20 protein-coding genes and 1 tRNA gene are annotated in these 23,053 nt (G+C 59.8%); 6 read left to right on the forward strand and 15 right to left on the reverse strand.

What is annotated here, in order from left to right; genetic code table 11:
* Position 1: 1 nt before the first annotated feature.
* The 6 genes from yidC to rpmH form a co-directional block, all read right to left on the reverse strand.
* Entirely contained in the window at positions 2–1,843 is a 1,842-nt protein-coding gene (gene yidC, locus Q4G20_RS09230; RefSeq protein ID WP_303343150.1) for a membrane protein insertase YidC, read from the reverse strand.
* Positions 1,844–1,900: 57 nt separating this feature from the next.
* Positions 1,901–3,286 carry a GGDEF domain-containing phosphodiesterase gene (locus Q4G20_RS09235; protein ID WP_303343151.1) on the reverse strand — a complete coding sequence of 462 codons (1,386 nt, stop codon included), beginning with the start codon at positions 3,284–3,286 and terminating at the stop codon, positions 1,901–1,903.
* Positions 3,287–3,383: 97 nt separating this feature from the next.
* Positions 3,384–4,214, reverse strand: a complete 831-nt coding sequence (gene ttcA, locus Q4G20_RS09240) for a tRNA 2-thiocytidine(32) synthetase TtcA (protein WP_303343152.1) — start codon at positions 4,212–4,214, stop codon at positions 3,384–3,386.
* A gap of 2 nt (positions 4,215–4,216) precedes the next feature.
* Positions 4,217–4,447, reverse strand: a complete 231-nt coding sequence (yidD, locus tag Q4G20_RS09245) for a membrane protein insertion efficiency factor YidD (RefSeq protein ID WP_303343153.1) — start codon at positions 4,445–4,447, stop codon at positions 4,217–4,219.
* The gene (gene rnpA / locus Q4G20_RS09250; protein ID WP_303343154.1) at positions 4,444–4,782 is read right to left on the reverse strand and encodes a ribonuclease P protein component; all 339 of its coding nucleotides are present in this window, start codon (positions 4,780–4,782) and stop codon (positions 4,444–4,446) included. Before rnpA ends, yidD begins: the two co-directional genes overlap by 4 nt.
* Positions 4,783–4,889: 107 nt before the next feature.
* Positions 4,890–5,024 carry a 50S ribosomal protein L34 gene (rpmH, locus tag Q4G20_RS09255; RefSeq protein ID WP_126156037.1) on the reverse strand — a complete coding sequence of 45 codons (135 nt, stop codon included), beginning with the start codon at positions 5,022–5,024 and terminating at the stop codon, positions 4,890–4,892.
* A 247-nt stretch (positions 5,025–5,271) separates the two neighbouring features.
* On the opposite strand from rpmH, the gene Q4G20_RS09260 reads away from it, so the two are divergent.
* Both Q4G20_RS09260 and Q4G20_RS09265 read left to right on the forward strand, forming a co-directional pair.
* A complete protein-coding gene (locus tag Q4G20_RS09260; protein ID WP_303343155.1) occupies positions 5,272–6,690 on the forward strand; it encodes a HAMP domain-containing sensor histidine kinase in 1,419 nt (472 codons plus the stop codon).
* A gap of 107 nt (positions 6,691–6,797) precedes the next feature.
* Positions 6,798–6,874: transfer RNA gene (locus tag Q4G20_RS09265), tRNA-Arg, on the forward strand.
* 15 nt (positions 6,875–6,889) lie between these two features.
* Here the strand turns inward: Q4G20_RS09265 and Q4G20_RS09270 are convergent.
* From Q4G20_RS09270 to Q4G20_RS09280, 3 genes are read right to left on the reverse strand one after another with little or no spacing between them, the layout of a single operon-like run.
* Entirely contained in the window at positions 6,890–8,029 is a 1,140-nt protein-coding gene (locus Q4G20_RS09270; protein WP_303343156.1) for a tyrosine-type recombinase/integrase, read from the reverse strand.
* On the reverse strand, positions 8,022–8,201 hold the full coding sequence (locus Q4G20_RS09275) for a hypothetical protein (RefSeq protein ID WP_303343157.1): 180 nt from the start codon (positions 8,199–8,201) through the stop codon (positions 8,022–8,024). Before Q4G20_RS09275 ends, Q4G20_RS09270 begins: the two co-directional genes overlap by 8 nt.
* 9 nt (positions 8,202–8,210) lie before the next feature.
* On the reverse strand, positions 8,211–8,426 hold the full coding sequence (locus tag Q4G20_RS09280) for a hypothetical protein (protein ID WP_303343158.1): 216 nt from the start codon (positions 8,424–8,426) through the stop codon (positions 8,211–8,213).
* A 152-nt stretch (positions 8,427–8,578) separates the two neighbouring features.
* Between Q4G20_RS09280 and Q4G20_RS09285 the strand changes: the two genes are divergently transcribed.
* Positions 8,579–9,247 carry a helix-turn-helix transcriptional regulator gene (locus tag Q4G20_RS09285; protein ID WP_303343159.1) on the forward strand — a complete coding sequence of 223 codons (669 nt, stop codon included), beginning with the start codon at positions 8,579–8,581 and terminating at the stop codon, positions 9,245–9,247.
* Here Q4G20_RS09285 and Q4G20_RS09290 read toward each other — a convergent pair whose 3' ends face one another.
* The gene (locus Q4G20_RS09290) at positions 9,248–9,460 is read right to left on the reverse strand and encodes a helix-turn-helix domain-containing protein (RefSeq protein ID WP_303343160.1); all 213 of its coding nucleotides are present in this window, start codon (positions 9,458–9,460) and stop codon (positions 9,248–9,250) included.
* 87 nt (positions 9,461–9,547) lie between these two features.
* On the opposite strand from Q4G20_RS09290, the gene Q4G20_RS09295 reads away from it, so the two are divergent.
* Together Q4G20_RS09295 and Q4G20_RS09300 are read left to right on the forward strand one after the other, a co-directional pair.
* Entirely contained in the window at positions 9,548–10,195 is a 648-nt protein-coding gene (locus tag Q4G20_RS09295) for a hypothetical protein (protein WP_303343161.1), read from the forward strand.
* 283 nt (positions 10,196–10,478) lie between these two features.
* Positions 10,479–11,735 carry a site-specific DNA-methyltransferase gene (locus tag Q4G20_RS09300; protein ID WP_303343162.1) on the forward strand — a complete coding sequence of 419 codons (1,257 nt, stop codon included), beginning with the start codon at positions 10,479–10,481 and terminating at the stop codon, positions 11,733–11,735.
* On the opposite strand, the gene Q4G20_RS09305 is transcribed toward Q4G20_RS09300, so the two are convergent.
* Positions 11,683–12,912 carry a hypothetical protein gene (locus tag Q4G20_RS09305; RefSeq protein WP_303343163.1) on the reverse strand — a complete coding sequence of 410 codons (1,230 nt, stop codon included), beginning with the start codon at positions 12,910–12,912 and terminating at the stop codon, positions 11,683–11,685. The two genes, Q4G20_RS09300 and Q4G20_RS09305, sit on opposite strands and share 53 nt — an antisense overlap.
* The gene (locus Q4G20_RS09310; RefSeq protein ID WP_303343164.1) at positions 12,912–14,726 is read right to left on the reverse strand and encodes an AAA family ATPase; all 1,815 of its coding nucleotides are present in this window, start codon (positions 14,724–14,726) and stop codon (positions 12,912–12,914) included. The genes Q4G20_RS09305 and Q4G20_RS09310 overlap by 1 nt, the downstream gene beginning before the upstream one ends.
* 277 nt (positions 14,727–15,003) lie before the next feature.
* On the opposite strand from Q4G20_RS09310, the gene Q4G20_RS09315 reads away from it, so the two are divergent.
* Complete coding sequence (locus Q4G20_RS09315) at positions 15,004–17,649, forward strand: TrlF family AAA-like ATPase (protein WP_303343165.1); 2,646 nt, start codon at positions 15,004–15,006, stop codon at positions 17,647–17,649.
* Between the two features lie 62 nt (positions 17,650–17,711).
* On the opposite strand, the gene Q4G20_RS09320 is transcribed toward Q4G20_RS09315, so the two are convergent.
* The 3 genes from Q4G20_RS09320 to Q4G20_RS09330 form a co-directional block, all read right to left on the reverse strand.
* Positions 17,712–19,319, reverse strand: a complete 1,608-nt coding sequence (locus tag Q4G20_RS09320) for a plasmid recombination protein (protein WP_303343166.1) — start codon at positions 19,317–19,319, stop codon at positions 17,712–17,714.
* A 558-nt stretch (positions 19,320–19,877) separates the two neighbouring features.
* The gene (locus Q4G20_RS09325; protein ID WP_303343167.1) at positions 19,878–20,744 is read right to left on the reverse strand and encodes a hypothetical protein; all 867 of its coding nucleotides are present in this window, start codon (positions 20,742–20,744) and stop codon (positions 19,878–19,880) included.
* 277 nt (positions 20,745–21,021) lie between these two features.
* Entirely contained in the window at positions 21,022–23,052 is a 2,031-nt protein-coding gene (locus Q4G20_RS09330) for a TRAP transporter permease (RefSeq protein ID WP_303343168.1), read from the reverse strand.
* Between the last annotated feature and the right edge of the window lies 1 nt (position 23,053).

Raw genomic sequence — 23,053 nt, forward strand, 5'->3', positions numbered from 1 at the left:
CTTATTTGTCCCGGCGCGGTCGTTTGGGCATCGAGGATTTGATGTTGCCAAACAAATCCGGCCGCGACCCATGCATCGACATGATGGTGTATTGCTGAATGATCGTAATCACGTTGTTGGTGATCCAGTAAAGAACCAGACCGGATGCGAAACCGCCCAACATGAACATGAAAATCCACGGCATCCACGCAAAGATCATCTTCTGCGTCGCGTCGGTGGGGGCGGGGTTCAGCTTTTGCTGCAACCACATGCTGAGGCCCAGCAGGATCGCCAGAACCGGCAGCGTCAGCGAATGCAGCAGTGTCCCCTGTGCCGGCACGCCGAAGGGCAACAGGCCATACAGGTTCAGCAGGCTGGACGGGTCCGGCGCCGACAGGTCGCGAATCCAACCAATCCAAGGCGCGTGACGCAGTTCGATAGTGACGAAAATCACCTTATACAGCGAGAAAAAGATCGGGATTTGCAGCAGGATCGGCAAACAACCGGCGGCCGGGTTCACCTTTTCGCGCTTATACAGATCCATCACTTCTTTCTGGAATTTCGCGCGATCGTCGCCAGTGCGCTGTTTAATATCCTCCATCTGGGGCTGTAATTCCTTCATCTTCGCCATCGAGATGTAGGATTTGCGCGCCAGCGGGAAGACCAGCAGCTTCAGAACAAAGGTCAGCGCGATGATCGCCCAGCCCATATTGCCGATCAGGCCGTGCAGGAAATGCAGCAGGCGGAAAATCGGCTTGGTCAGGAAATAGAACCAACCCCAGTCGATCGAATCGACAAACCGCTGAATGCCGGGGGTGGTTTCATAGGCGCGGATCACCTCCCACACCTTGGCGCCGGCGAACAGATAGCTTTGGGCGGTGATGTTGCCGCCGGGCTGCACGGTTTGCAGCGGGAAGCGTGCCTCGGTCTGGTAAATATCGGCGCCTTCGGCGTATTTCACCACGGCGGTAAAGCCTTGACCGGGGGCGGGGGCCAGCGTGGTCATCCAATATTTATCGGTGAACCCGATCCAGCCGTTATCCGTCACGTTCAGAATACGGGCGCGGCCTTCGCGTTCGACCGGGTCCAGACCGGCCATGTCTTTGTATTTCATTTCCAGCAGGCTGCCGTCATGCATGCCGACGACACCTTCGTGCAGCACAAAGAAGTTCTGCGTGTCGGGGCGTCCGTGGCGCGCGATGATGCCATAGGGCGCGGCAGAAAATGCGGTATCGCCGTTGTTTTCCAGAGCCTGACCGATGGTGAACAGGTAATTATCGTCCACTTCGAAGGTGCGGCGGAAGATTTGGCCCGCGCCGTTATCCCAAGCCAGCGTGACCGGCTGACCGGGGGCCAGAGTGTCGCCCGATTCAACGGTCCAGACGGTTGACGGGCCGGGGACCAGCGACGGATCAACGCCCGGTCCGGGGGTCCAGCCATAGACCGCGTAATAGGGTTTGGTCAGGTTCACATTGATGCGGTCATCCGCCGTTGCCGAGGACGGCGACAACAGCCGCACATCCGGCGAATCGGCGTCCTGCGTTTCGCGGTAACGGTTCAGCATCAGGTCGTCGATGCGGCCACCCATCAGCGAAATCGATCCGGCCAATGCCTGCGACTGAATCGCAACGCGGCCCACGGGTTCGGTGGTCGCCACAGCGGTTTCCGCCGAACCCAGATCGGCACCTGTCACCGCAACGGCACCCGCGGGGGCCAGCGGCTGATCGCCAATCGACTGTTCGGCCAGCGGCACACCTGACGGCTGATCAGATACGGGGTCGGGGGCAAAGATGGTATACCATACCAAAATCACCAGAAACGACAGCACCGTCGCCAAAATCAGATTGCGATTGTTGTCTTCCATTCGTTCCCACCGTCTTCGCGTCTGTCGCGCCGGTTCAACAGAAGGCACCCAGAAAGGTCAAGCAGATTTGCCACCCCGCGGCATTTTCCCACGCATGGGCTTTCCGTCCGGCGTGCCGCCCTGAGAGGGTGGGGCGCTGGTATTCACAGCGACGGCCTGAGCCAAGGACGCTGCCAGTCGTGCATGTTCATCCAGAAAATGCACCGCCTTTTCAAAGGGCATGGGGCGCGCAATCGCATAGCCCTGGGCCTCATCACAGCCCATTTGGGCCAGAAAACCATGTTCGTCGCGGGTTTCAACGCCCTCGGCCAGAACGGAGATGCCCAGACGGTTCGCCAAGGCTAAAATCGCCAGCACCATGCGTTGCTGTTCGGGGTCGATGTCGCAGCCCAGAACAAAGCTGCGGTCAATTTTAATGCGATGCACACCGAAATGGCGGATCGCGTCCAAGCTGGCATAGCCCGTCCCGAAATCATCCAGATCAATACGGCATCCGGCCCGGGTCAGCGTCTGCAAATTGGTGCGTGCCTCGATCGTTTGGGCGATGGGGGCCGCGCTTTCCAGAATTTCCAGCGTCAGACGGTCGGGTTCGATCCCGATGCGCGACAATTCCCACAAAACCGCGTCGGCAAAGCCCGGTTCGGACAGGGAAACGGTGGCGATATTCACCGAAATCGTCGGGACATGCCAGCCGAGCGCGTCCCAATCCGCCAAAGCCTGCGCCGAATGGCGGATCATGTGAATCGTCAGCGCCCGCAGGTCGCTATCCGTCATCAGCCCCAGAAAGGCACCGGGCGCCTGCAGACCGTGATGGGGGTGGTCCCATCGGGCCAAAGCCTCGAACCCCGTGATTTTGCCGGAATGACAGCTGACCTGAGGCTGAAACCACGGCCGGATTTCGTTGCGCGTCATGGCCTGCATAAAGGACGGGGTCGTCATCCCTTCGGCCATATCCTGATCATATTCAAACAGATGCAGGTTGCCGACATCCTGTTCGGGCAGATGGTCGGCCCGTTGCCGCGCCTGCGGCATCAGTTCCTGCGCCGGGGGCAGATCATGACCGCGCCGGGTGACGACAACGGCGGTCAGCACCGGGATGACGGTGGTTCCCGCAATGGTAAAGGCGGTTTCGCCCTGTTCCTTCAACCGTTCCACGACGCGCAGAACATCGGCGTCGCCGCGTCCCGAAATCGCCAAGGCAAAGAAACCGGGCGCGGAAAATTCCACCGGATCTTCGGGGCGCAGCGACCGGCTGAGCCGCACCGACAGCGTAACCAGCAGGTGATTTAGCCCCGCTTTGCCCAGATGCGCGTCCAGCAGCGCCATGTTTTCCAACCGAAAAAGGACCAGACTGATCGAATCAGGCACCAAGGGCGCCGCCCCACCAACGGGGCCGCCAGCCCAGCCCAGCTTGCGGGCCGCCTCCTTTAACAATGACAACATGCCTGATCCTTTCCGTTCGTCTTGGGCCTGTTGTAACCCAAATTCCCTTGCGAACAGTTAAAGAACAGACGCTCCGCCCCAGAAAATTCCTAAAACTTTAACTATCGGGAAAAAGCGATGCGAAATCAAAGACCGACGGGTCCAACAAATGTGACGGGCGCACATTGGCCAAGGCGCGGAACATCACCTGACGCCGCCCCGGACGCCGCGATTCCCAGTCATCCAGCATCTTTTTGACCTGCATCCGCTGCAATCCGTCCTGACTGCCGCACAAATCGCAGGGGATAATCGGGTAATTCATCGCGCGGGCGAAACGGTCGCAATCATCCTCGGACACATAAGCAAGGGGGCGAAGGACGGTCAAATCCCCTTCTTCGTTCAACAGTTTAGGCGGCATGGTTGCCAAACGCCCGCCATGGAACAGGTTCATAAAGAAGGTTTCCAGAATGTCGTCGCGGTGATGGCCCAGAACGACGGCGGAACAGCCCTCTTCGCGGGCGATTCGATACAGATTGCCGCGCCGCAGCCGCGAACACAGCGAACAATAGGTGTTGCCCTGCGGGATCTTATCGGTGACGATTGAATAGGTGTCCTGATATTCAATCCGGTGTTTCACGCCGCGCTGCGCCAGAAATTCGGGCAGAACGCCGGACGGAAAACCGGGCTGGCCCTGATCCAGATTGCAGGCCAGCAGATCGACCGGCAGCACGCCACGCCATTGCAGTTCGTGCAAAATCGCCAGCAGGGTATAGCTGTCTTTGCCGCCCGACAGACAGACCAGCCAGCGATCTCCGGGACGCACCATGCCATAATCATCAATCGCCGCGCGGGTTTCGCGCACCAGACGTTTGCGCAGTTTGCGAAACTCGGTCGTGGTGGGCGCGCCAGAAAACAGCGGGTGAATGTCGTCGTCCAGATCGTCCAGCATGGTTATTTTTCCTTTGGCGGCACGGGGTCGTAGCCCGATCCACCCCATGGGTGACAGCGGCAGATGCGGCGCAGCATCAGCCACGATCCGCGCACCCCGCCATGTTCGGCAAGCGCATCAAGGGCATAGGCCGAACAAGTCGGCTGAAACCGGCAGCCATGCCCAACCCAGGGCGAGGCCACCAAGCGATAGGCCCGCACCGGCAGCGCCACGATATACGCGAGCGGAGTCACGAATGCACCTTGCGCAGCGCCTGCACCAGATCGGCGCGCAGCGCGTCAAAAGGGCGCGTCGCGGTCAGTTCGGCCCGCCCGATCAGCACATAATCCCAACCGTTCCGCGCGCGCCCGTTCATTTCCAGCCGCGCAATTTCGCGCAGCCGCCGCTTGGCCCGGTTGCGCGCCACGGCGTTGCCGACCTTTTTCGAACAGGTAAAGCCCACACGCGGCGGGCCATCATCGCCACGCGCCCGCGCCTGCAACAAAAAGGCAGGCGTTCCCTGACGGCGCGCGCGGGCCGCGGCCACAAAATCGGCGCGTTTCTGCAAGATTGGCAGAGGTTTTTCCATGCGAAAAGCCGCCTTGCCGTCATCCTGTGGCTGGTGGTCAGCATGGGGATGGGGCATAGGCGGCATTTCACAAGCCTTATCGGGGCAGATATCCACCCCTTGCGTGATTACGCGGACAGGCGTTTACGGCCTTTGGCGCGACGGGCGTTCAGCACGCGGCGGCCACCACTGGTGGCCATGCGGGCGCGAAAGCCGTGACGGCGCGCACGAACAAGGTTCGAAGGTTGGAAAGTGCGCTTCATGGTCAAAACTCCGGATAGCTTGCGGGTGGCGGTTGCGGCGGGGTATGAAAACAACCCCTGCGCAGGGGCGCCGGTTATTCGAAGCCCGTCTGATACAGCCCGAAACCCCATTCGTCAACTAAAATGACCGCAAAAAGCCCGTATTTTCGGATCATCAGGTGGAACCGCGCTTTATTACAGGCGCTTGTTATGTCATATCCGTTATCCGGGGAGGCAAGCCCCGGCTCATAACGCAGAAATCGGGCAGATGCGACTGAACACGATCTCGGGCCGATTCGCCGCTTTGACGATGATTTTCGTCATTTTGGCCGAATTGTTGATTCTGCTGCCGTCACTGGCGGGATTTCGGCTGGACTATTTGCAGTCGCGGCTGGAACGTGCGCAGATCGCCAGCCTTGCTTTGCTGGCCACGGACGACATGCTGGCCAGCGATCTGGAATCGGAATTGTTGCAGAATGCGGGCGTGTTCAACGTGGTTTTGCGCCGCGACGATATTCGCCAATTGGTGCTGTCATCGCCCATTCCGGGGCCGATTGCGGCAACCTATGACCTGCGCCAACAGGGGGTGTTGCAGACCGTCGATGATGCCGTCAGCACCATGTTTGACGCGGAAAACCGGGTGATCCGGGTGATTGGCGCGCCGGTCAATCAGGCGGGGCAATTGATTGAGATCACAATGGAAACCGGGCCGTTACGGGATGCGATGACGGAATACGGGTTGCGTTTGCTGGTCGTGTCGGCGGCGTTTTCGATTCTGACGGCGCTGCTGCTGTTTCTGGCGGCGCAGCGGTTGATTCTGGCCCCGATCCGGCGCGTGATCAGCCATATGTCGGGTTATGCCAATGCGCCCGAAGATGCGCGATTCATCATTAATCCCGACGCCCGTCTGGCCGAGCTGCATGAGGCCGAAACCGCTCTGCAATCCATGCAGAAAACCGTCACCTCGTCCTTGAAACAAAAGGAACGGATGGCGCAATTGGGGCAGGCGGTTGCGAAAATCAGCCATGATTTGCGCAATATCCTGACCACGGCGCAGATCTTTGCCGACCGTCTGGAAGACAGCGCCGACCCCAAAGTCGTGCGGGCCGCGCCGAAACTGGTTAATTCGATCACCCGCGCGGTGCATCTGTGCGAAACCACACTGGCCTTTGGCAAGGCCGAGGAACCCGCGCCCACGCTGTCGCGGTTCAACATCGCCAAGCTGGCCGCCGAGGTGATCGAGGCCGAATCGCTGGCCGCAGCCGCCGGGCAGGTCGAGTTTCTGGCCGACATCCCCCCCAGCCTGATGATCCGCGCGGATCGTGACCAACTGTATCGCGTGTTGTCGAATCTGGTCCGCAACGCCCGTCAGGCGATCGAAGGCACCGCCCAAGCTGGCACCATCGAATTGGGCGCCGGTGAGACGGATTCGGATTGGTGGATTCGCATTGGCGATACCGGGCCGGGCCTGCCGGATAAGGCGCGCGAATATCTGTTCAAACCTTTTAGCGGCAGCGCGCGCAAGGGCGGCACCGGGCTGGGGTTAACCATTGCCGCCGATCTGATCCGCGCGCATGGCGGCCATCTGGAGCTGCTGCGCAGCGATGCGGACGGCACCGAATTTATGCTGCATATCCCGCGCGCCATGGCAATTCTGCCGCGCGGGCTGAATGGGGCCGACGCCTAAGCGCCTGCAATTGCTGGGGATTTCAACAAAAATCCGCGACTGTCGCATTTTTTTCATTTTTCCCCTTGCGCCCCCCCGGCAGTATCTCTAAACACCCTCCTCACAGCGGACCCGTAGCTCAGCTGGATAGAGCACCAGACTACGAATCTGGGGGCCGGGCGTTCGAATCGCTCCGGGTCCGCCATTTAATATCCAGACATCATTGCGTTTTTTCACTGCTCTGCTCCTTCCTCTGGGGGCCGGTTTGCAACTTGTTTGCAAAGGCGGTGGCCGGGCTGCTCTCGAAAGCCTGAATCGCGGCCCTCGAAAGCGCAGGCGTCATCGCCAGATACTTTTCTAGAATGCGGGTCGCCGATTGCAGCGTGTGCCCGGTGATCGATGCGATCTGGGGCACCTCGCAGCCAGCTTCGGCCAGCAAGGTGACCGCCGTGCCCCGCAGGTCATTGAAGCGCAGGAAGTGCGATTTTTCCTGCTGCGTAAGGGTCGCATAGTTCTGGGGACGCAGCCCGCAGGCGATCATGTGGGCGGACCATTCCTTGCTCAGGGCTTTGTCGTTGGCGTCGGTAAACCACGGGCGCCCGTCCGCGCGCGTCAGGACGTTCTCGCCCTGCCGTGGCATTCCGTCCAGCATCTGCCGCAGGCTTCGCGAGGTGTGGATCGGGACTAGGACCTTGGTTTTCCGCTGGCGCAGGAGGATAGTCATGCCGGAATACTGCGACCATTCCAGTCGGATCAGATCGCCGTAACGCTGGCCAGTGTGCAGCGCCAGGATCATCGCGCGTTGCAGTTCTACCGGGGCATCGGCCATAAAGGTGGTGATGTCGCTGGCTGTCCAGATCTTCTCTGACCTGTCACCGGAATAGATACGCTCGAAGCCGCGCAGCGGATTGTCCTTGATACGCCCCTTCCGTGCCGCATGGCTGAAGACGGCGGACAGCACGGAAAGCCGGTTGTCAGCCTCGCGCGGGCGCGTGCGGCCGATCTGCTCCTGATAGTCGAGAAACACGCCACGTACGCGCGGGCTGTCGAGCGCACGAAGCGGGAGCTTGCCAAACTTTTCGCCAAGCAGCAGGAGCATTCGCCTGTACTCCCGCTGCGTGCTGTCCTCTTTGCGCGAAAAGCCAAGGCTTCCCAGATAGTCGCGTATGAGAGCGTTGATGTTTGCTACATCCTTCGGGGCGATCCGCTCCGCCTCCGCAAAGGCAGCGATGAACTCGGGGTCACCGGGCCGTCCTGGCAGCGCCGCCCCGGTCGCCCGATGGTAGTGATAGACCCGCACGGAGCCGTTCGCGAGGCGCTTGCGAACAGTATTCACCCCTTTGATCTTGGCCTTAACCATTCTGTGTTTTCAGCCACTGATCGAGCGCTGCATCGGCTTGGTTCGACTGGGCGGGTGGTGAGGTCAACACGCGCACACCGCCGTCGGCTAGAACCTCGAAACCGGCAACAGGAAGGCCCAGGTCTTGCGCGACCTTGATGGCCTTCTTCAACTGCGGGCTGCTGAACGTCATGCTGCCCCCTTACCCTTTGCGCTGATCGTCTGCATCAGGCGGGGGCGGAGCCATCAGCGCCTCGATATGATCGGGATGCAACAGCATCGTGCGGCCCAGTGAGTAATACAGCCCCGTGGCACGTGCTTGCTTCCGCAGAGTGCGGGGCGAGACGAAAGCGCCCGTATTTTGCAGGCGCCTGCACCATACTTCCGGCGTCAGGGCCTCTTGGACCTTTGCGTTCATCGCCAACTCCTTATTGCACGTATTTGCAAGCTTCGGCGTCGAACGGCCCTCTTTCAAGTCATTGAAAGGGCGATTAAAATTATGGCCCCCGCAACCGGAAAGATGCTTCCGGTTCACAGGCCCAAAAATATGCCCTAGCATGCTTTCGAGCGATGGAGATCATCATGCGCCGACAGGATGCGCCCGACCCAGAAATCGAACTTGGCCCTGACCCGTTCCGCGCCGACGAGGCCTGGGGCGAGGACGTTGCGATTCGGCGAGCCGGTCTGAACATCGCTCATGGCCTGAAAACCTGCCGCAAGAAGCTCGGGCTGACGCAATGCGAACTGGCCAACATCCTGAACTGCACAGAACGCTCAGTGGCGGACTATGAGGCAGGCCGCCGGTCGATGCCAGCCGAGAGGCTTGGACGCCTGCTGGAAAGAACAACCGTAGGTCTGCATGAGCCATTCTGGGTGTTGCCCGATCAGCCGATCATCGAAGATCGCGCCGCAATAATCGACCTGGCGTTCGAACTCGTCGGCGAAATCCTGGACATTTATCCCGAAGCTGACCGCAAGGATGTCGAGGCTATGGTGAAGGGTGAAATCCTGTCCTTCCCCGACCCGCAGATGGTCCTAGTGGCCGAACGAGGACATAGAGTTCAGATGTGCGTGCAGATGCTGATGGCCCGATACGGCGAAGAATATAGTGAAAATTTGAGCGATCCGCCCGGCGCGGCCAAACCCACCATGCAGCGACGACCGCCTGAGCCTGCTGGTGCCTTCCGCTTCAGACCTGCACCACCTGCGCGTCGAGGCCGGCCTCGGAAGGCATCCTGATCAGATCTCCGAATCCGGTGTCACCAAATCGACATGGTTGACTCCAAGCGCCTGCGCCAGCTCGTAGAGCGTGATGACCGTCGGATTACGGCGACCTTGCTCCAGTCCGCTCAGGTACTGCTGGCTGAAGCCTGAACGCTCCTCCACCTGCTCCTGCGTCAGGCCTTTTTCCCGACGAAGGCGCGCGAAGTTCCGCCCGACCAGCTTACGCATATCCATGCGTGGACGGATCGCAGCTTACATACTTTAAGTTTATCAACTATAATATGTAACGTGATTGTGCCTGGATGGAGAACAGCGATGCTGAACTTGGAGAACGGCTGGCGAGGTGCTGGTGCCAGAACAGTGGGAGCATTGATCCAGGCCATCAAGGAGGGCTTCAACGAAATAAGAGAAGCTTGCCGAGAGAAGCGCGCATTGAAACTCTGGGTGAAATCGCTTCCCAAAGACTACCTGGACGAGTTGATTGCCAAGATTGCGCTACCGGAATGGATGTTCGACGAACGCGACGCCTATCAAGGGTTTGATGCCGAGGCGGCCAGGGAGGCACCGAAGATCTATCAAGCCTATGTCGATGCCGAGATGGCCGATCTGCCCGAGCGGAAACGGAAGGCTCTCGCCCAAGCGGTTTATCAGCGGCGCGTCATCCAGTGGCTCGAGGCCACGGCTGAACAGCGTGGGGCCGACTGGCGCATGCAGTATGAGGCCGAGCAAGCGGCAAAGTTCGCCGCTGGCGAGGCCCGCCGGGCCGCTGCCCGCGCTGTGCCTGATGCGCTGTCGCCCGAGGGCCTGCGCGCCGAAGCCGAGCGGACCTTTCGCGACACGGGCATCTACGGTCTACCCTCGCACGGCGGCAAGATCCTGACCCGGAACCAGCGCGTGCAACTAGGCCTGCCTGGCGGGCCGGAGCGGGTCGGCGGCACTGGCCTGCTCGATGCTGGGAGATAGACTGTCCGCTGACCGCCCCACATGGATTCCCGCTGGCCGAGCGTGAGACTTGCACCATCTTTGCCAGTCTTTGCCGCATTTATTGTTCCGCCAGCGCACCCTAACTTCGGATGATTAGGCAGGCATCACGATATCACGGCCGCCCGAGCCGTTCTGTGCCGTTTCGCGGGCGGAAATCCGTGCAACGCAGTCTCTGTCTTACGGATTAGATCACTTGGTTCTTGTCTTACGAAAAACCGTGAGCTAGGAAGAATACGTAGCGCGAACACACGGAGCACAGATTTTGGCACGCCCCCGAGCAGAACACCCGCGCAGCAAGGTCACCAACCTTCGCCTTACCGAGCAGGAGCGAGAGGCGTTCGAGGCCAAGGCCGACGAGTTGGGCCTTAGCAGCCTCAGCGAATACATCCGCTTTCTTCACGAAGCCTTTGCGGACAAGGAAACCGCCGAAGATGACATGCTGACCGATTATAGCAGGCAGTTTCCGGCATCAAAAATCCGCAATTTCCACACCACAAAGCACGGTAAAATTCTCTGGGGCGACTCCCGCTCGTTCCTCTTCAACAAGGCCAAACCCGAGAGTGTTGACCTGATCATGACCAGTCCCCCGTTCGGGCTGGTGCGCAAGAAAAGCTACGGCAACGAGGATGCCGACCAGTATTGCGACTGGTTCCGCTCCTTTGCCGAAGGCTTCAAGCGTGTCCTCAAGGACAGCGGTAGCCTTGTCATCGACATTGGCGGCGCATGGGTGCCGGGTCAGCCGACCAGGAGCCTATATCACTTCAAGCTTCTGATCATGCTGGTTGAGGAGTTTGGCTTCCATCTTTGCCAGGAACATTACTGGTGGAACCCCTCAAAACTCCCCACGCCTGCCGAGTGGGTCAACGTCCGGCGCGTGCGGGTGAAGGATGCCGTCAACTGCGTTTGGTGGCTCTCTAAAACGCCTTATCCCAAGGCCAACAATAAGCGCGTGCTCCAGCCCTATAGCAAGTCAATGAAGCACTTGCTCAAGAACGGCTATGTGGCGAAGCTTCGCCCCTCAGGTCATGATATTTCCGAGAAGTTCTCGCGCGATAACGGCGGCTCGGTCCCACCGAACCTTCTGGCTATCGCCAATACCGAGTCAAACGGCCGGTATCAAGATCATTGCCGCGCGGAAAACATAGCGATCCACCCGGCGCGCTTCCCGGCGGCCCTGCCCGAATACTTTATCCGTTTTCTCACCGACCCCGGTGACTATGTTGTCGATCCCTTCGGTGGGTCCTGCGTGACCGGGGCTGTTGCCGAAGCACTGGAACGCAAATGGACGTGCTGCGAGCTATCCGAAGAATATCTGATGGGCGGCAGGGCACGCTTCATACCCGAGGTCCAGCCGCTCGGCAAGCAGCGGGATGTCATCTATGAGATCGTCCCACCTTGCACGCAGCCTATTGCGGAAGAAAGCGCACCGCTCTTTGAGGATGGCGGCAGGTCGCGGCCCAAAACGCTCACGCCAGAAGGCGCTGTCTCACCCACGCGCCAAGACCGCCAGATCGCATAGAAGCAAAATCAACGGCCAATGGTGTCGGGGCGCTATCATCGAGCAGCTCCGGCACTCCGGTATTCACCGCAATAAGAGAGCGGCGGATAAGATCATCCATATCTCCGCCGCTGGCATAGCCTCGCGCATACCGGATGATCTGGCTCATGGCTTCGCGGAACCGCGTATCAGCGGTATCGCCGCCCTGGTGCTTGACCTCGATGACAGCCATGACCTTGTCCTTGTCCCGATCGACAAGGATGAGATCGGGACGCTCTGTGGATGAATACTTGCCGTAAGCGGCCAAGGCTTGCGAGATTTTTTGCTCGGAAGGCTCCGGCGCTGGCTGAGTATAGTGCGTCGTCACCTGTTGCCAATAGATCGCATAAGGACCACAAGTCAGGATCGGAACTGATCCGCCGCCGCTCAGGATGCGCATTTTCATCGGGATGTCGGTGGCCTCAGAAAGCGCCAGCCCAACCCCTACGGCAACGGCCAGTTCGAAGCGCCGCCAGATTTCTGCTGGGGCAATCAGTGTGCTCTGGATGATTTCGCAGATAGCGGACTCATAGCCCGATTCCATATCTGAGAGGACGCGGTATGCCGCGACCGCATGGCGGTACATGGCTTTTCGCGAGCGGGCGGCATCACGGGTCGCGCCTGGACCTGGCCGCCTAGCGGCAGAGGCGGATTTAAGCGGCTCGCGCAGGGCATCCAGCCGCTTGATGGCGGCAAGCTCCGCCATCGCGGCCTCAACCAGGCTCCGGTAGCCGGATTCGGCGGGCTGCTCGTCTAGCAATCTACCGGCATGCAGCGAAGCATTGTGCACGACCCAGGCCACAAGCTGATTGGGGCCTGTATCAAAAGATCGCACCGGTTCATGCGCTACCACGACCGAAGGAAGGCCGCTTCTCACGCGCAGCATAGCAGTCGCGCGGGCATCAATGCGCCCGCGCGCTATCGTATCATCGACCCGCTCCCTAAAGCTCAGCAGACTTTGGGCTTCATGCGGATGCCGAAGGACATACTGTGCGAATGAACGTACCGGCGCAGAGACAGCCCAATGGCTGCGCAGAAGATCAATGTCGCGCCGCACATCTATGGAAGGCGTAGATGTTGGCGCAAGAAGGCCGCTCCGAAAATAGCGAAGGAAAAGCCCCGCCGTATAATCGGTGATATCCTGCGCATCATCCGGCATCAGACTGCTACCGATTTCATCCGCTCGATAATGCGATCCCTATCATCGCCCTCAAGCGCGAAGGATTTGATGGCCACCTCGGTGAGTTTCTCGGCATCGCGGACTATAATCCCGTCCAGCATCGGCAGCAACACCATATCCACCGCGTCCAGCAGGGCCGTGCGCATCTCGGGCGAAGGTGCCTGGAAGAAATCGGGATTGTCCACCATAGCGCGGATCGCGGCCACCGCATCGAGGATCGGCGCTGAGCCGATGGGGCGAACCGTGTTGATCACCGCCCAGAATTCTCCCAAGGGGCAAGGCGCGCCCGCTGGTGGCGACGCCCATGCCGGGTCCTGCTTCTGGAAGTATTCCCGCATGAAGACTGTCGTATCTTTGGGGACATCGACATAGACCCAGCCGAAACGCCGCGAGAGCGCATAAGACATCTGATAGAGCGACGCTTTGTCGATGGAGTTGATGGTTGCCAGCAAACGCCATGCGGGACCGGGCGCATATTCATGCGGCTTGGGAAGGGCTTTGGGCTTCGGGAGGACAACAAACTGGGCGCTCTCTGGATCCTCGGCATCAATGCGGTATGGCAGCGACGTTTCCTGTCCGCTCAGCACCGTAAAGAGCGGGCCAATGACCTTGTCGATATCGCAGCGGTTCAGCTCGTCAATAATCAGCGGCCTGTCATAGTCGCGCAGCAACACGCCCGGAAAGAACTTGATCGCGCCGCCGCCGACCGGCTGGTAGCCGCCGACAATATCCTGCGAACTCCAGTCCGCAGAGCCGGTAATCATTGTCCAGTGCACGCCTGTCAGCGCGGTTGCAACCCAGCGGGCCAGTGTCGTCTTTCCGGTCCCCGGCGGGCCGTAGAACATGATGTGCTGCTTGCCGGAATGAAGCGCTGCATTGATCTGCCGGTAAACGGCCGGATCGACGCCGATCAGCGTAGGCTCTTCCGGAATCCGGATCGTCGCGGGATCGACATAGGGAACGGCCTCGGACTCGTCATCCTCATCATCTTCCAGGTCGGCCGCGCCAGCGGCGGCAGCACCGGCGGGGAGCGCCAGCGGGGCAATCGGCGGGCCAGCCTGGACATAGGCCGCTTCCACGTCCTGGCGCAGGCGCTCCAGCTCTGCCTCTTTGGTTAGATCATAAACGGGGATGTTCCCGGCCGCGCCACCTATCGGCGTGATCTGGATCGCAGCCGCCATCGCATCGACAAGATCGCCATATGCCAGATTCACCACCTGACCTTGCAGTGTGACGGCGAGCGTCTCTGTCCGAGGATGAATGCCCAGAAGCCCGGCGAAGATATAGGGCTGGGGATGAGGGTGCTGGCCTTGCGGGCGATGGTTCATCGCGCCCGTTGCCGGATCGAACGCTGTAGGGTCCGCATTGCCGCCTTGCGCAATCGGGTCCCGGAAGTTGAAAAGGGCATGAACCTCCATGGCATCAAGTCTTTTGAACGCTCCGGGACCTTCTTCCAGCACGGGAAGGATGCGCACCACCAGCGCAGCCTTGTTGCCCTGGCCTGTGCTCTGAAACCCAATGTTGGACATGCCCTGGTAAGCAGGTCTCGCCGTGACAGCCGCGCCGTCATAGCCAATCTGGAACAGCCAGCGTTGTGGCTTGCTCAGCGAGTGACCTGGAACGGCCCACTGACCGTTTGCTGGATTGATGGCGTGCTTGCCCTGAAGCTCGGCAAACTTGAAGCCGGACTGCGTGGGCTGGCCACCCCTCGCCCTGAGGAAGATCTTCAGCCAACTGATGAAATCACTATAGAGGGACTGGTCTGGCATTTTCCACGCTGCTTGCAGTTTCATTCACGGCAGGAATCTTCTCGCCTTACCGCACGGTAGATGCAAGCAAATCAGAAAGATACCTGCCGAGGCTTGTCTTCCGCCAGCTCCCCTCCTTTCTGTCAGTGTCACGCCATTTACAGAAATCCTGTCTGTCGCGCTGGCCTCATCTGACCCGCCTTACTGCGACCCGAGCGCTGCGCAGGTCGCCCCCCGGACCGTGTTAGCTTCAGCCTGTACAAAGGGCCGCCAGACGTGATCTAATCGGCGGCGAAACTGATTGATCACAGGGATGTAGGGATTGAGCGAGGCACTTCAGAAACTCTTCGAGCAAGGCGTGCAGTGGGTAAGGGCAGATTTTCACCTGCATACGCGGGCAGATAAGGAGTTTCGCTATGACGGCGATGCCAGCCGCTTCGTCCCCAGCTATGTTGAGGCGCTGGAGGCTGCCGGAACGCGCCTTGCCGTCATTACCAACCACAACAAATTTGACCTGGAAGAATTCAAGGCGCTGCGCAAACGAGCGCGCAAGTCCGGCATCGGCGTGCTTCCTGGCGTAGAGCTATCGGTCAAGGACGGCGCGAACGGCGTCCACACCCTTGTTGTTTTCTCCGAGGCCTGGCTGGCCGAGGGGCAGGATTATATCAACCAGTTTCTTGGCGTAGCCTTCGCTGGCAAGGTTCGCGCGCAATACGAACACGAGAACGGACGCAGCAATGATGACCTGATCGAGACACTAAAGAAGCTGGAATCCTATAACCGCGACTTCTTCATCATTTTTGCGCATGTCGAGGCCAATAGCGGCCTTTGGAAGGAGATGAGCGGCGGACGGATGGGTGAGCTTGCCGCCGAGCCGCTTATCCAGAAATACGCCCTTGGCTTCCAGAAGGTCCGCACCCATGACAAGCCCCATGGTGTATGCCGCACCAAAGTCAAGGGCTGGTGGGGCGATTACTATCCGGCCGAAGTAGAAGGCTCTGACGCAAAGGAAATCGCGGAAATTGGCAAGGGGGAGAAGGTCTATCTCAAGCTTGGCGATGTCGGATTTGATGCGGTAAAATTTGCCCTGACCGATCATACCTTCCGCGTTGCGCCGGATATTCCGGCCGTGGGTCATTCCCACATCAACGCCGTTCGCTTTGAAGGCGGGCTGCTGGACGGCGAGCGCGTCACCTTCTCCCCGCACCTGAATTGCCTGATCGGCATCCAAGGCAGCGGAAAGTCCTCGATTCTAGAAAGCGTGCGCTACGCGCTCGATATTCCGTTCGGAGAAAAGGCGCAGGACAAGGAATATAAGGACAAGCTGTTACCCCATGTCCTTAAGAGTGGCGGGAAGGTGATTGTCGAGGCGACCGACCGGCATGGCGGACGCTTCGAGGTGAGCCGTATCTTGGGACATTTGCCGGATGTTTACGTTGATGACGTGCTGCGCCCCGGTGTCTCCATCAAGGAGACGATTATCGCCAAGCCACTTTACTTCGGACAGAAGGACCTCTCGGCCGCTGGGAAAGGCTTCGGGCACGATCTTGTCGAAAAGCTCATGGGTGATAGCCTCAAGGCTGTGCGGCAAAAGATCGAGGAACGCGCGGGCGAGCTAAAGACGGCAATAGAAAGCTTCGATGCCGTTCGCAGCGATGCCGAGGACAAGCAATCGCTGGAAGGTGAGCTCAAGGATGTTGAGTTCAACTTGGAGCATTTCGACAAGCACGGCATCAAGGATAAGCTTGAAAAGCAACTGGCCTATAGCGAGGACCTGACCTATTGCCAAGGCGTCGACGAAGCGGCTGAAGGCTGGCGCAAGACGATTGATGATGCGGCGAGCCACGCCGAGGAAGATTTCAAGCTGATCGAGGCCCATGCCTCCGATCACAACGCCGATTTCTTCACGCGCTATGCGGCCAAGGTGGAAGAGATGAAAGAGACCGTTGCTAGCGCCAAAGCCCTTGCGGCCACCATCAAATCAAAATCCGGTGATCTGGGCGTGCTGCGCCAGGAGCTTGAAGGCGTGCGCGATAGCCTGAAGGAAGAATTTGCCGAGACCGAGCGGGATCTCGTCAAGGCGCTTGAAGAGCAAGGCGTTACCTCTATCCAGCCGGATGCCTATATCAAGCTAACGCAGCGTAAGCAGGAGCTTGAAGCTGAAATCGCAGAGCTTGCCAAGCGTACGGGTAAAGAGAAATCCAGGCTCGATGCACTCATGACCACCATGACATCGCTGAATGATGCGTGGCATGATGAGTTCAAGCTCATCGCGGCGGCGCTGAAAATCATCAATGAATCGCAGGGGGCGCTGAAAGTAGAGGCTGAGTTCAAGGGAGACCGTAGCGCCTTCAAAGGCCATATTGAAGCGTTGCTTCGCGGCAATAACCTTCGCAGAGAATATTATGAGGCGCTCGCCGAGGCCTATACAGATTTTGCCGAGATCTTCAAAGACCTCGAAAAAGCCTCTGCTCACACAAAGGGAAAATCTGAGGATTTCAAAAAGCTATTCATGGCGAACCTCTATGCGCTCACCGCTTATCAGGTGCCCAACAGCTATGCGGTGACATATCACGGGAAGGCGCTCTCATCGCATTCTCTTGGGCAACGCGCCTCTGCGATGATGCTCTTCCTGCTGAGTCAAAAGGGGAATGATCTCCTGCTCATCGACCAGCCGGAGGATGATCTCGACAGCCAGACTGTCTATGAGGAGGTGGTCAAACTGCTTCGGCGGCTCAAGCCGAACCAGCAATTCATCTTCGCAACGCATAATGCAAATTTTCCGGTGTTGGGCGATGCCGAGACTATCACAACATGCAGCGCCAGCGATGATGAAATCGTCATATCGGTTGGTAACATCGACGATAAGGCCTGTCAGGCGAATGTCATCTCCATCATGGAGGGAGGCCCGGAGGCATTTGAACGGCGTAAGGCGATCTATCAAATTTGGAAAGCCCGTGTTGTTTGAGAATGGCAAGGCGTGAACGGGGCGCATCGCTGTCATGATGGTCGCGAGTTCATCATAAGAAGCTACGGCATTTTTGACAGGTGATGAACGGCGTCCTGTAATTTCTGCCTTTCCTCGGCAGGCATTGACATAATGATGTCTATTTGTTTTGGGCGAACCGCCGCCTCCTCAGATAGTTCTGTCGCGACAGCAGCGATTAGATCCTGTGAGCCATTTGGCCTATCGCCGCGTAGATTTCGCTCCTGCCGCCACGCCGTCAGCGCACGCGCTGCCCGATTGTCCATGCCTGTCAGTTGGGTCCACAGCGCCCTTGCCGTCGAATATAATCGAGTGTGTATCGCCTTTCCCGCAGCCGCCCTCCACGCGGGATCGCCAAGAAATTCTCCTGCGTATTCTTGCAATCTCTCTAAGCGCGGGTTGGGCCCGGAATTACCCCCTTGCCCGTAAACCCACCGTCTGGCAGCGTCGAGGAAATCAGGAATCTGCGCCTCCACTTGCTCCATATGTCGCTGCCAGACCTCGGCTGCTGCGCGGAGTGGCGCAAGGGAACGTCGCAACGCCCGTGCTTCCTGAATAAGCGCGGTCGCCTGCTGAGCTTTTTCGTCGACCTCGCGCAATCGCCTCGCCGACGCCACCTCTTGCTCCTCAAGTTTTTCAAGGCGACTGGCCGCAGCGGCTTCCTGTCGCTGGAGATCGGCAAGGCGCATTTCGGCTTCTCGTGATCGTGCCTTTGCAGCCGCCTCGATGGTATGGGCCCGGAACCTGGCTCTGGTAGCTTTCTTCAGTGCAGCCTGTCCGGCCCGCATCTCGGCTTCCAACTTCTCAAGCTCGCTTTTGGCTTGGTCGGCACGACTGAGGTAGCGCGCGAGCGTTTTGTGGCTAGCGTCAAGGTGCTCGCCTTTCTTTTCGGCCGCAACTCGTAGCCGATCCGCCAATCTAAGGTTCTTCTGCAACCTTGTCCGCGCTGCCTCGATGCGATTCAGCAGTTCGGCCAGTTCCTCAGGCAGATCCTCATGCAACTGCCGCACGGATCGGTTGATCGTGTCGGCAAGCTTGGCGCCGGCCGCCAACCTGTCGCGCTTTCGGTGGCCCCGTTCGATCCGGGGCTCATATTTCCGCCCGACCTCGGCTGCGAGGTCCTGCAAGGCGTTCAGGACAGATTTGGTTGCGACCTTGGAAACCGGCCGCCCGTCCCTCGTCACAGCCGCCATTTGATAATGCGCATGAATCGCGCTTTCATCGAGATGGACGACGAGCCCATGCAAGCTGGTGCCAAGCCGATCCGCGACAGCCGTTGCCACCCCAAGAAACAGCGCATTCTGATCAGCGGCGGGCATGGCCTCAACCCAATGCTGCGCCTCGTGCCCAAATGTGATGATGCCGACCGTCGAAACTGCGGCGCTGTCGCTGACACGGCGCTGCCGAATGCGACCGGATTCGTTCCGGCGGTCGTCGCAGATGCGACGCATCTCGCCGCCGGAGAGTGGGGCGACGATGACGCGGTTAAGCTGGCTACGGTCGTGGTCAACGTATTTCGGCTGCCGGCCGATGCGCAGATCATGCTGTCGCTGCCCATTGGTTTGCACGCGAGCCTTGCTTTTGATCCGGGTCGAGATGGCGCGGGGATTGGCCTTGCTTGCCGGTGGCGCAGGGTGGGAGGATTGTTCCATGCTCGCCACCTGCGGTTTAACCTACTAGCCGCAACCAAGGTTGCGGCGTAGGTGAAGGGGAGCAGACCCCCCTTTCAAAACCCCCATCGCTCCGCTGGCCAAGGGGTAACCCCCTTTGGAAACCCCCGTCTGTGCCTCGTCCGCGAAGGCAGAAAAGGATCACTTGATGCCGATAGACAGCTACCTGACGGCGGCTGCGGATCATCCCCGCCCCAGCCTTGTGGGGGGCGGTCGGGGATGATCCGCTAACAGGCGCCTGGCAGCCAACAAACCCTGGATCGCGCTTTACTCCTCGCGCAGCACCGCCCATCGAGCCGCCGCCGTGCCTGTCAAAACGCGGCCCCGAGCTTTCGTCACGCCGCCCAGAGAATCCACCGTGATGGCGCCACAGGGACAACTCACGGGACCGCGCATCGCTTCTGGCGGCGCCCAGAACGCTCTGTGCCAGCTTTTGGCGACCATCCCGCATGTCAGGCACCGGACACGAAAGGGCTTTTGCATCGTCGTTCTTCCTCCACGAGAATGGCGTCGATCTGGCTCCATACGACCACCATCGGCTCATGGCCGCACCCCCGCCGCATGAAGCTGATCATCGGTGACCAGGCCAAGACGGATCAGTTCACCGGCCTGTTTTTCGGAAACATGGCGGCAAAGCGGATGCCGAGACGTCACCCAGGCTGCGAGTTGGGCATAGTGGGAGGCCAACTTCTCCGCATCCTGATCGGTTTGCCGCCGCATCTCGTCCACATGCCGCCGCCACTTCCCATCACGAAACCAATTGTCAGAGAAGCTGACCTTCGATCGCGTGAAGCTGGCGCTCTCGGCGGCGTATCGCTTTACGGCGGCGAGCAATTCCTCGGCCGAGGCCTCGGCCAACGCTTCCGCCGCGCGGCGAAGCGTTGTCACTCTGTCCCGGCGGCGATCCTCGGGATAGACCTCCCAAAGCATATCCAGCTTTTCAGCCTCCTCCTCCCGCGCGCTTGCGCGCGTAGGGGGATTTCCAGGATGGTTCCCTGGATGGTTTGGGGGTCGTGGTGAACCCGGTCGGGGGGTCACCCTGACCCCTCTCGGGGGTGCGGGCTGAACCGGGTTCACGGTGACCCCCGTTGGTCGGGCCGGTCTGCCGGGGCCAAGAAGCCCCAGGCTCGCCACGACCTCCAGCACCATTCGGTAAACCACCGTATGGCCATGATCGCAGGGACGCTGTTCGCCGGTTTCGACAAGGATTCCTTCGGCCAGGAACTCGCGGATGGTGCGCTTTACCGTAGCAAGGCTCAGCTCGGTATGTCGCGCCATGGTGTGTTTGGAACACCAGATCCCCGAGCCGTCATCGCTTGCCTTGTTGGCCAGATACATGGCGATCTGCTTCCGCGCCGCGCTGCCGAACTTGCGGCAGTCGCAAAGGCTTTCGACATGGTAGCTCATCGCCCGGACCTGTCAGAAAACGGCGATTGCGAATCACCCATTCCGGTTTGTACGGGAATCGTAAGTATTTGATCTGAAAGGGACGATTTCTGCGCCAGTTGCAGAAAAAATGCTTTGGAAACAAAGGGTGCGGTCAGACTACGAATCTGGGGGCCGGGCGTTCGAATCGCTCCGGGTCCGCCATAAAAAAGCCCTCGCATTTGCGGGGGCTTTTTTGTCGTTTCATCGTGACCCGCGTAAAAAAAAGCCCCCGCAGATGCAGGGGCTTTCGTTGGTGTCAGCCGGTCGCCGGTCGGGCGGTGTCGCGATACAGCCACCAGTTCAGGCCCAGCACGGCGATCAGGCCGACGGTTCCCAGCACCTCGATCCGGAAATCGGGCCAGAACAGGCAGATCACCAGCGGCACACAGGCCAGACGCGACAGCACATCCATGCGGCCGAACAGCCAGCCTTCGATTGCGGCGGCAAAGGCCACCAGCCCAAGGATCGCGATTAACCCGGTAAAGATCACATACCAGACCGGCCCGCCCATGATGATTTCCGGGTTGAACACAAAAAAGCACGGGATCAGATACAGACCCTTGGCGTATTTCCACGCCTGAAAGCTGGTCTTCATCGGGTCCGCTTTGGCAATCGCCGCCCCGGCAAAGGCCGCAAGCGCGACGGGTGGGGTGACGTTGCTGTCTTGGCTATACCAGAACACGACCAGATGCGCGATCAGCAGCGGGATGCCAAATTCGGTCTGCAAAGCCGGACCCATCAGCACGATCAGCACGATATAGGACGCCGTGACCGGCAGCCCCAGCCCCAGGATCAGCGATGCCAGCAGCACCAAGATCAGTGCCAGCACCAGATTGCCGCCCGACAGCGAAATCATCATCGACGAAAATTTCAGCCCCAGCCCGGTCAGGCCAACGACGCCCACGATGATCCCCGCGACGGCGCAGGCAATCGACACCGACACCGCGTTGCGTGCGCCCAGTTCCAGCGATTCCCAGATGATGCGGAACCCCGACATTAAGGATGCGCGTATGCGGTCCCCGGTCATCGGCCCGGATGCCAGATGCCACAGCCCGCGCAGACCCGCGACGGCCACGACCGACACAATCGCCCAGAACCCCACGCGCATGGCCGAGATGTTCATGAACAACAGGATCATCAGCACGACCAGCGGGGCCAGAAACTGCCAGCCGGTGCGCATGACGTCGCGGATGCGGGGCAGTTCGGACGCAGGCAGGCCCGCCATCCCCTGTTTGACCGCCGCCAGATGGACGAACAGATAGACCGTTCCCAGATACAAAATGGCCGGGAAAATGGACACTTTGACGATCTCGGAATACGGGATGTTGGTGTATTGCGACATCAGGAACGCGCCCGCGCCCATCAGGGGCGGGGTGATCTGACCGCCGGTGGATGCGGCGGCCTCGATCCCGCCAGCCTGCGAGGGGCGATAGCCCAGCCGCTTCATCAGCGGGATGGTCAGCGCGCCGGTGGTCACGACGTTCGCGATGGCCGATCCCGACACCGACCCCATGCCAGCGGATGCAATAACGGCGGCCTTGGCCGGGCCGCCCGCCTTGCGCCCGGTCAGGGCAAAGGCGATGTCGATGAAAAATTTCCCCGCGCCGGTCTTTTCCAGAAACGCGCCGAACAGCACGAACATGAACACAAAGGTCGCGGCCACGCCCAGCGGCAGGCCAAAGATCCCCTCTTGCCCCAGATACAGCAGGCCGACCAGCCGTTCGACATCCGCGCCGCGATGGGCCAGAATCCCCGGCATCCATTCGCCCAAACCCGGCAACGCGCCACGCGGACCGGCAAGCGCATAGGCGATCATCACCATGCCAATCACCGTCATCGACATGCCGACGGACCGGCGCGATGCTTCCAGCAGGACCAGAATACAGATGATGCCCATGGTGATGTCGGTGCTGTTCCACCACCCCGTGCGGGCGATAATATCGTCAAGGAACACAACGATATAAATTGCACTGGCCACACCTGCGACCAGCAGCGACATATCAATCACCCATTCATGCAGCTTGCGCGGGCGCGCGCCGCCAATGGGAAACAGCAGGAAACACAGCGCCATCACAAAGGCCAGATGGATCGACCGCTGGTAAAACAGCCCCAGCGGCGCGATGCCCGCCGAATACAGCTGAAACAGCGACATGGACGCCGCAATGACGGACACCGCCATCAGGATCAGGCGGGGCTGGAACGCGTCGGCAGAATTGGCGTCCTTGGCCATTTCGGCGGCGCGGGCCACATCGTCGTCAAAGGTTTGGGGTGGCTTTTCGGTGGCCATA

The sequence above is a fragment of the Paracoccus sp. (in: a-proteobacteria) genome, assembly GCF_030538495.1.
Lineage (GTDB): Bacteria > Pseudomonadota > Alphaproteobacteria > Rhodobacterales > Rhodobacteraceae > Paracoccus.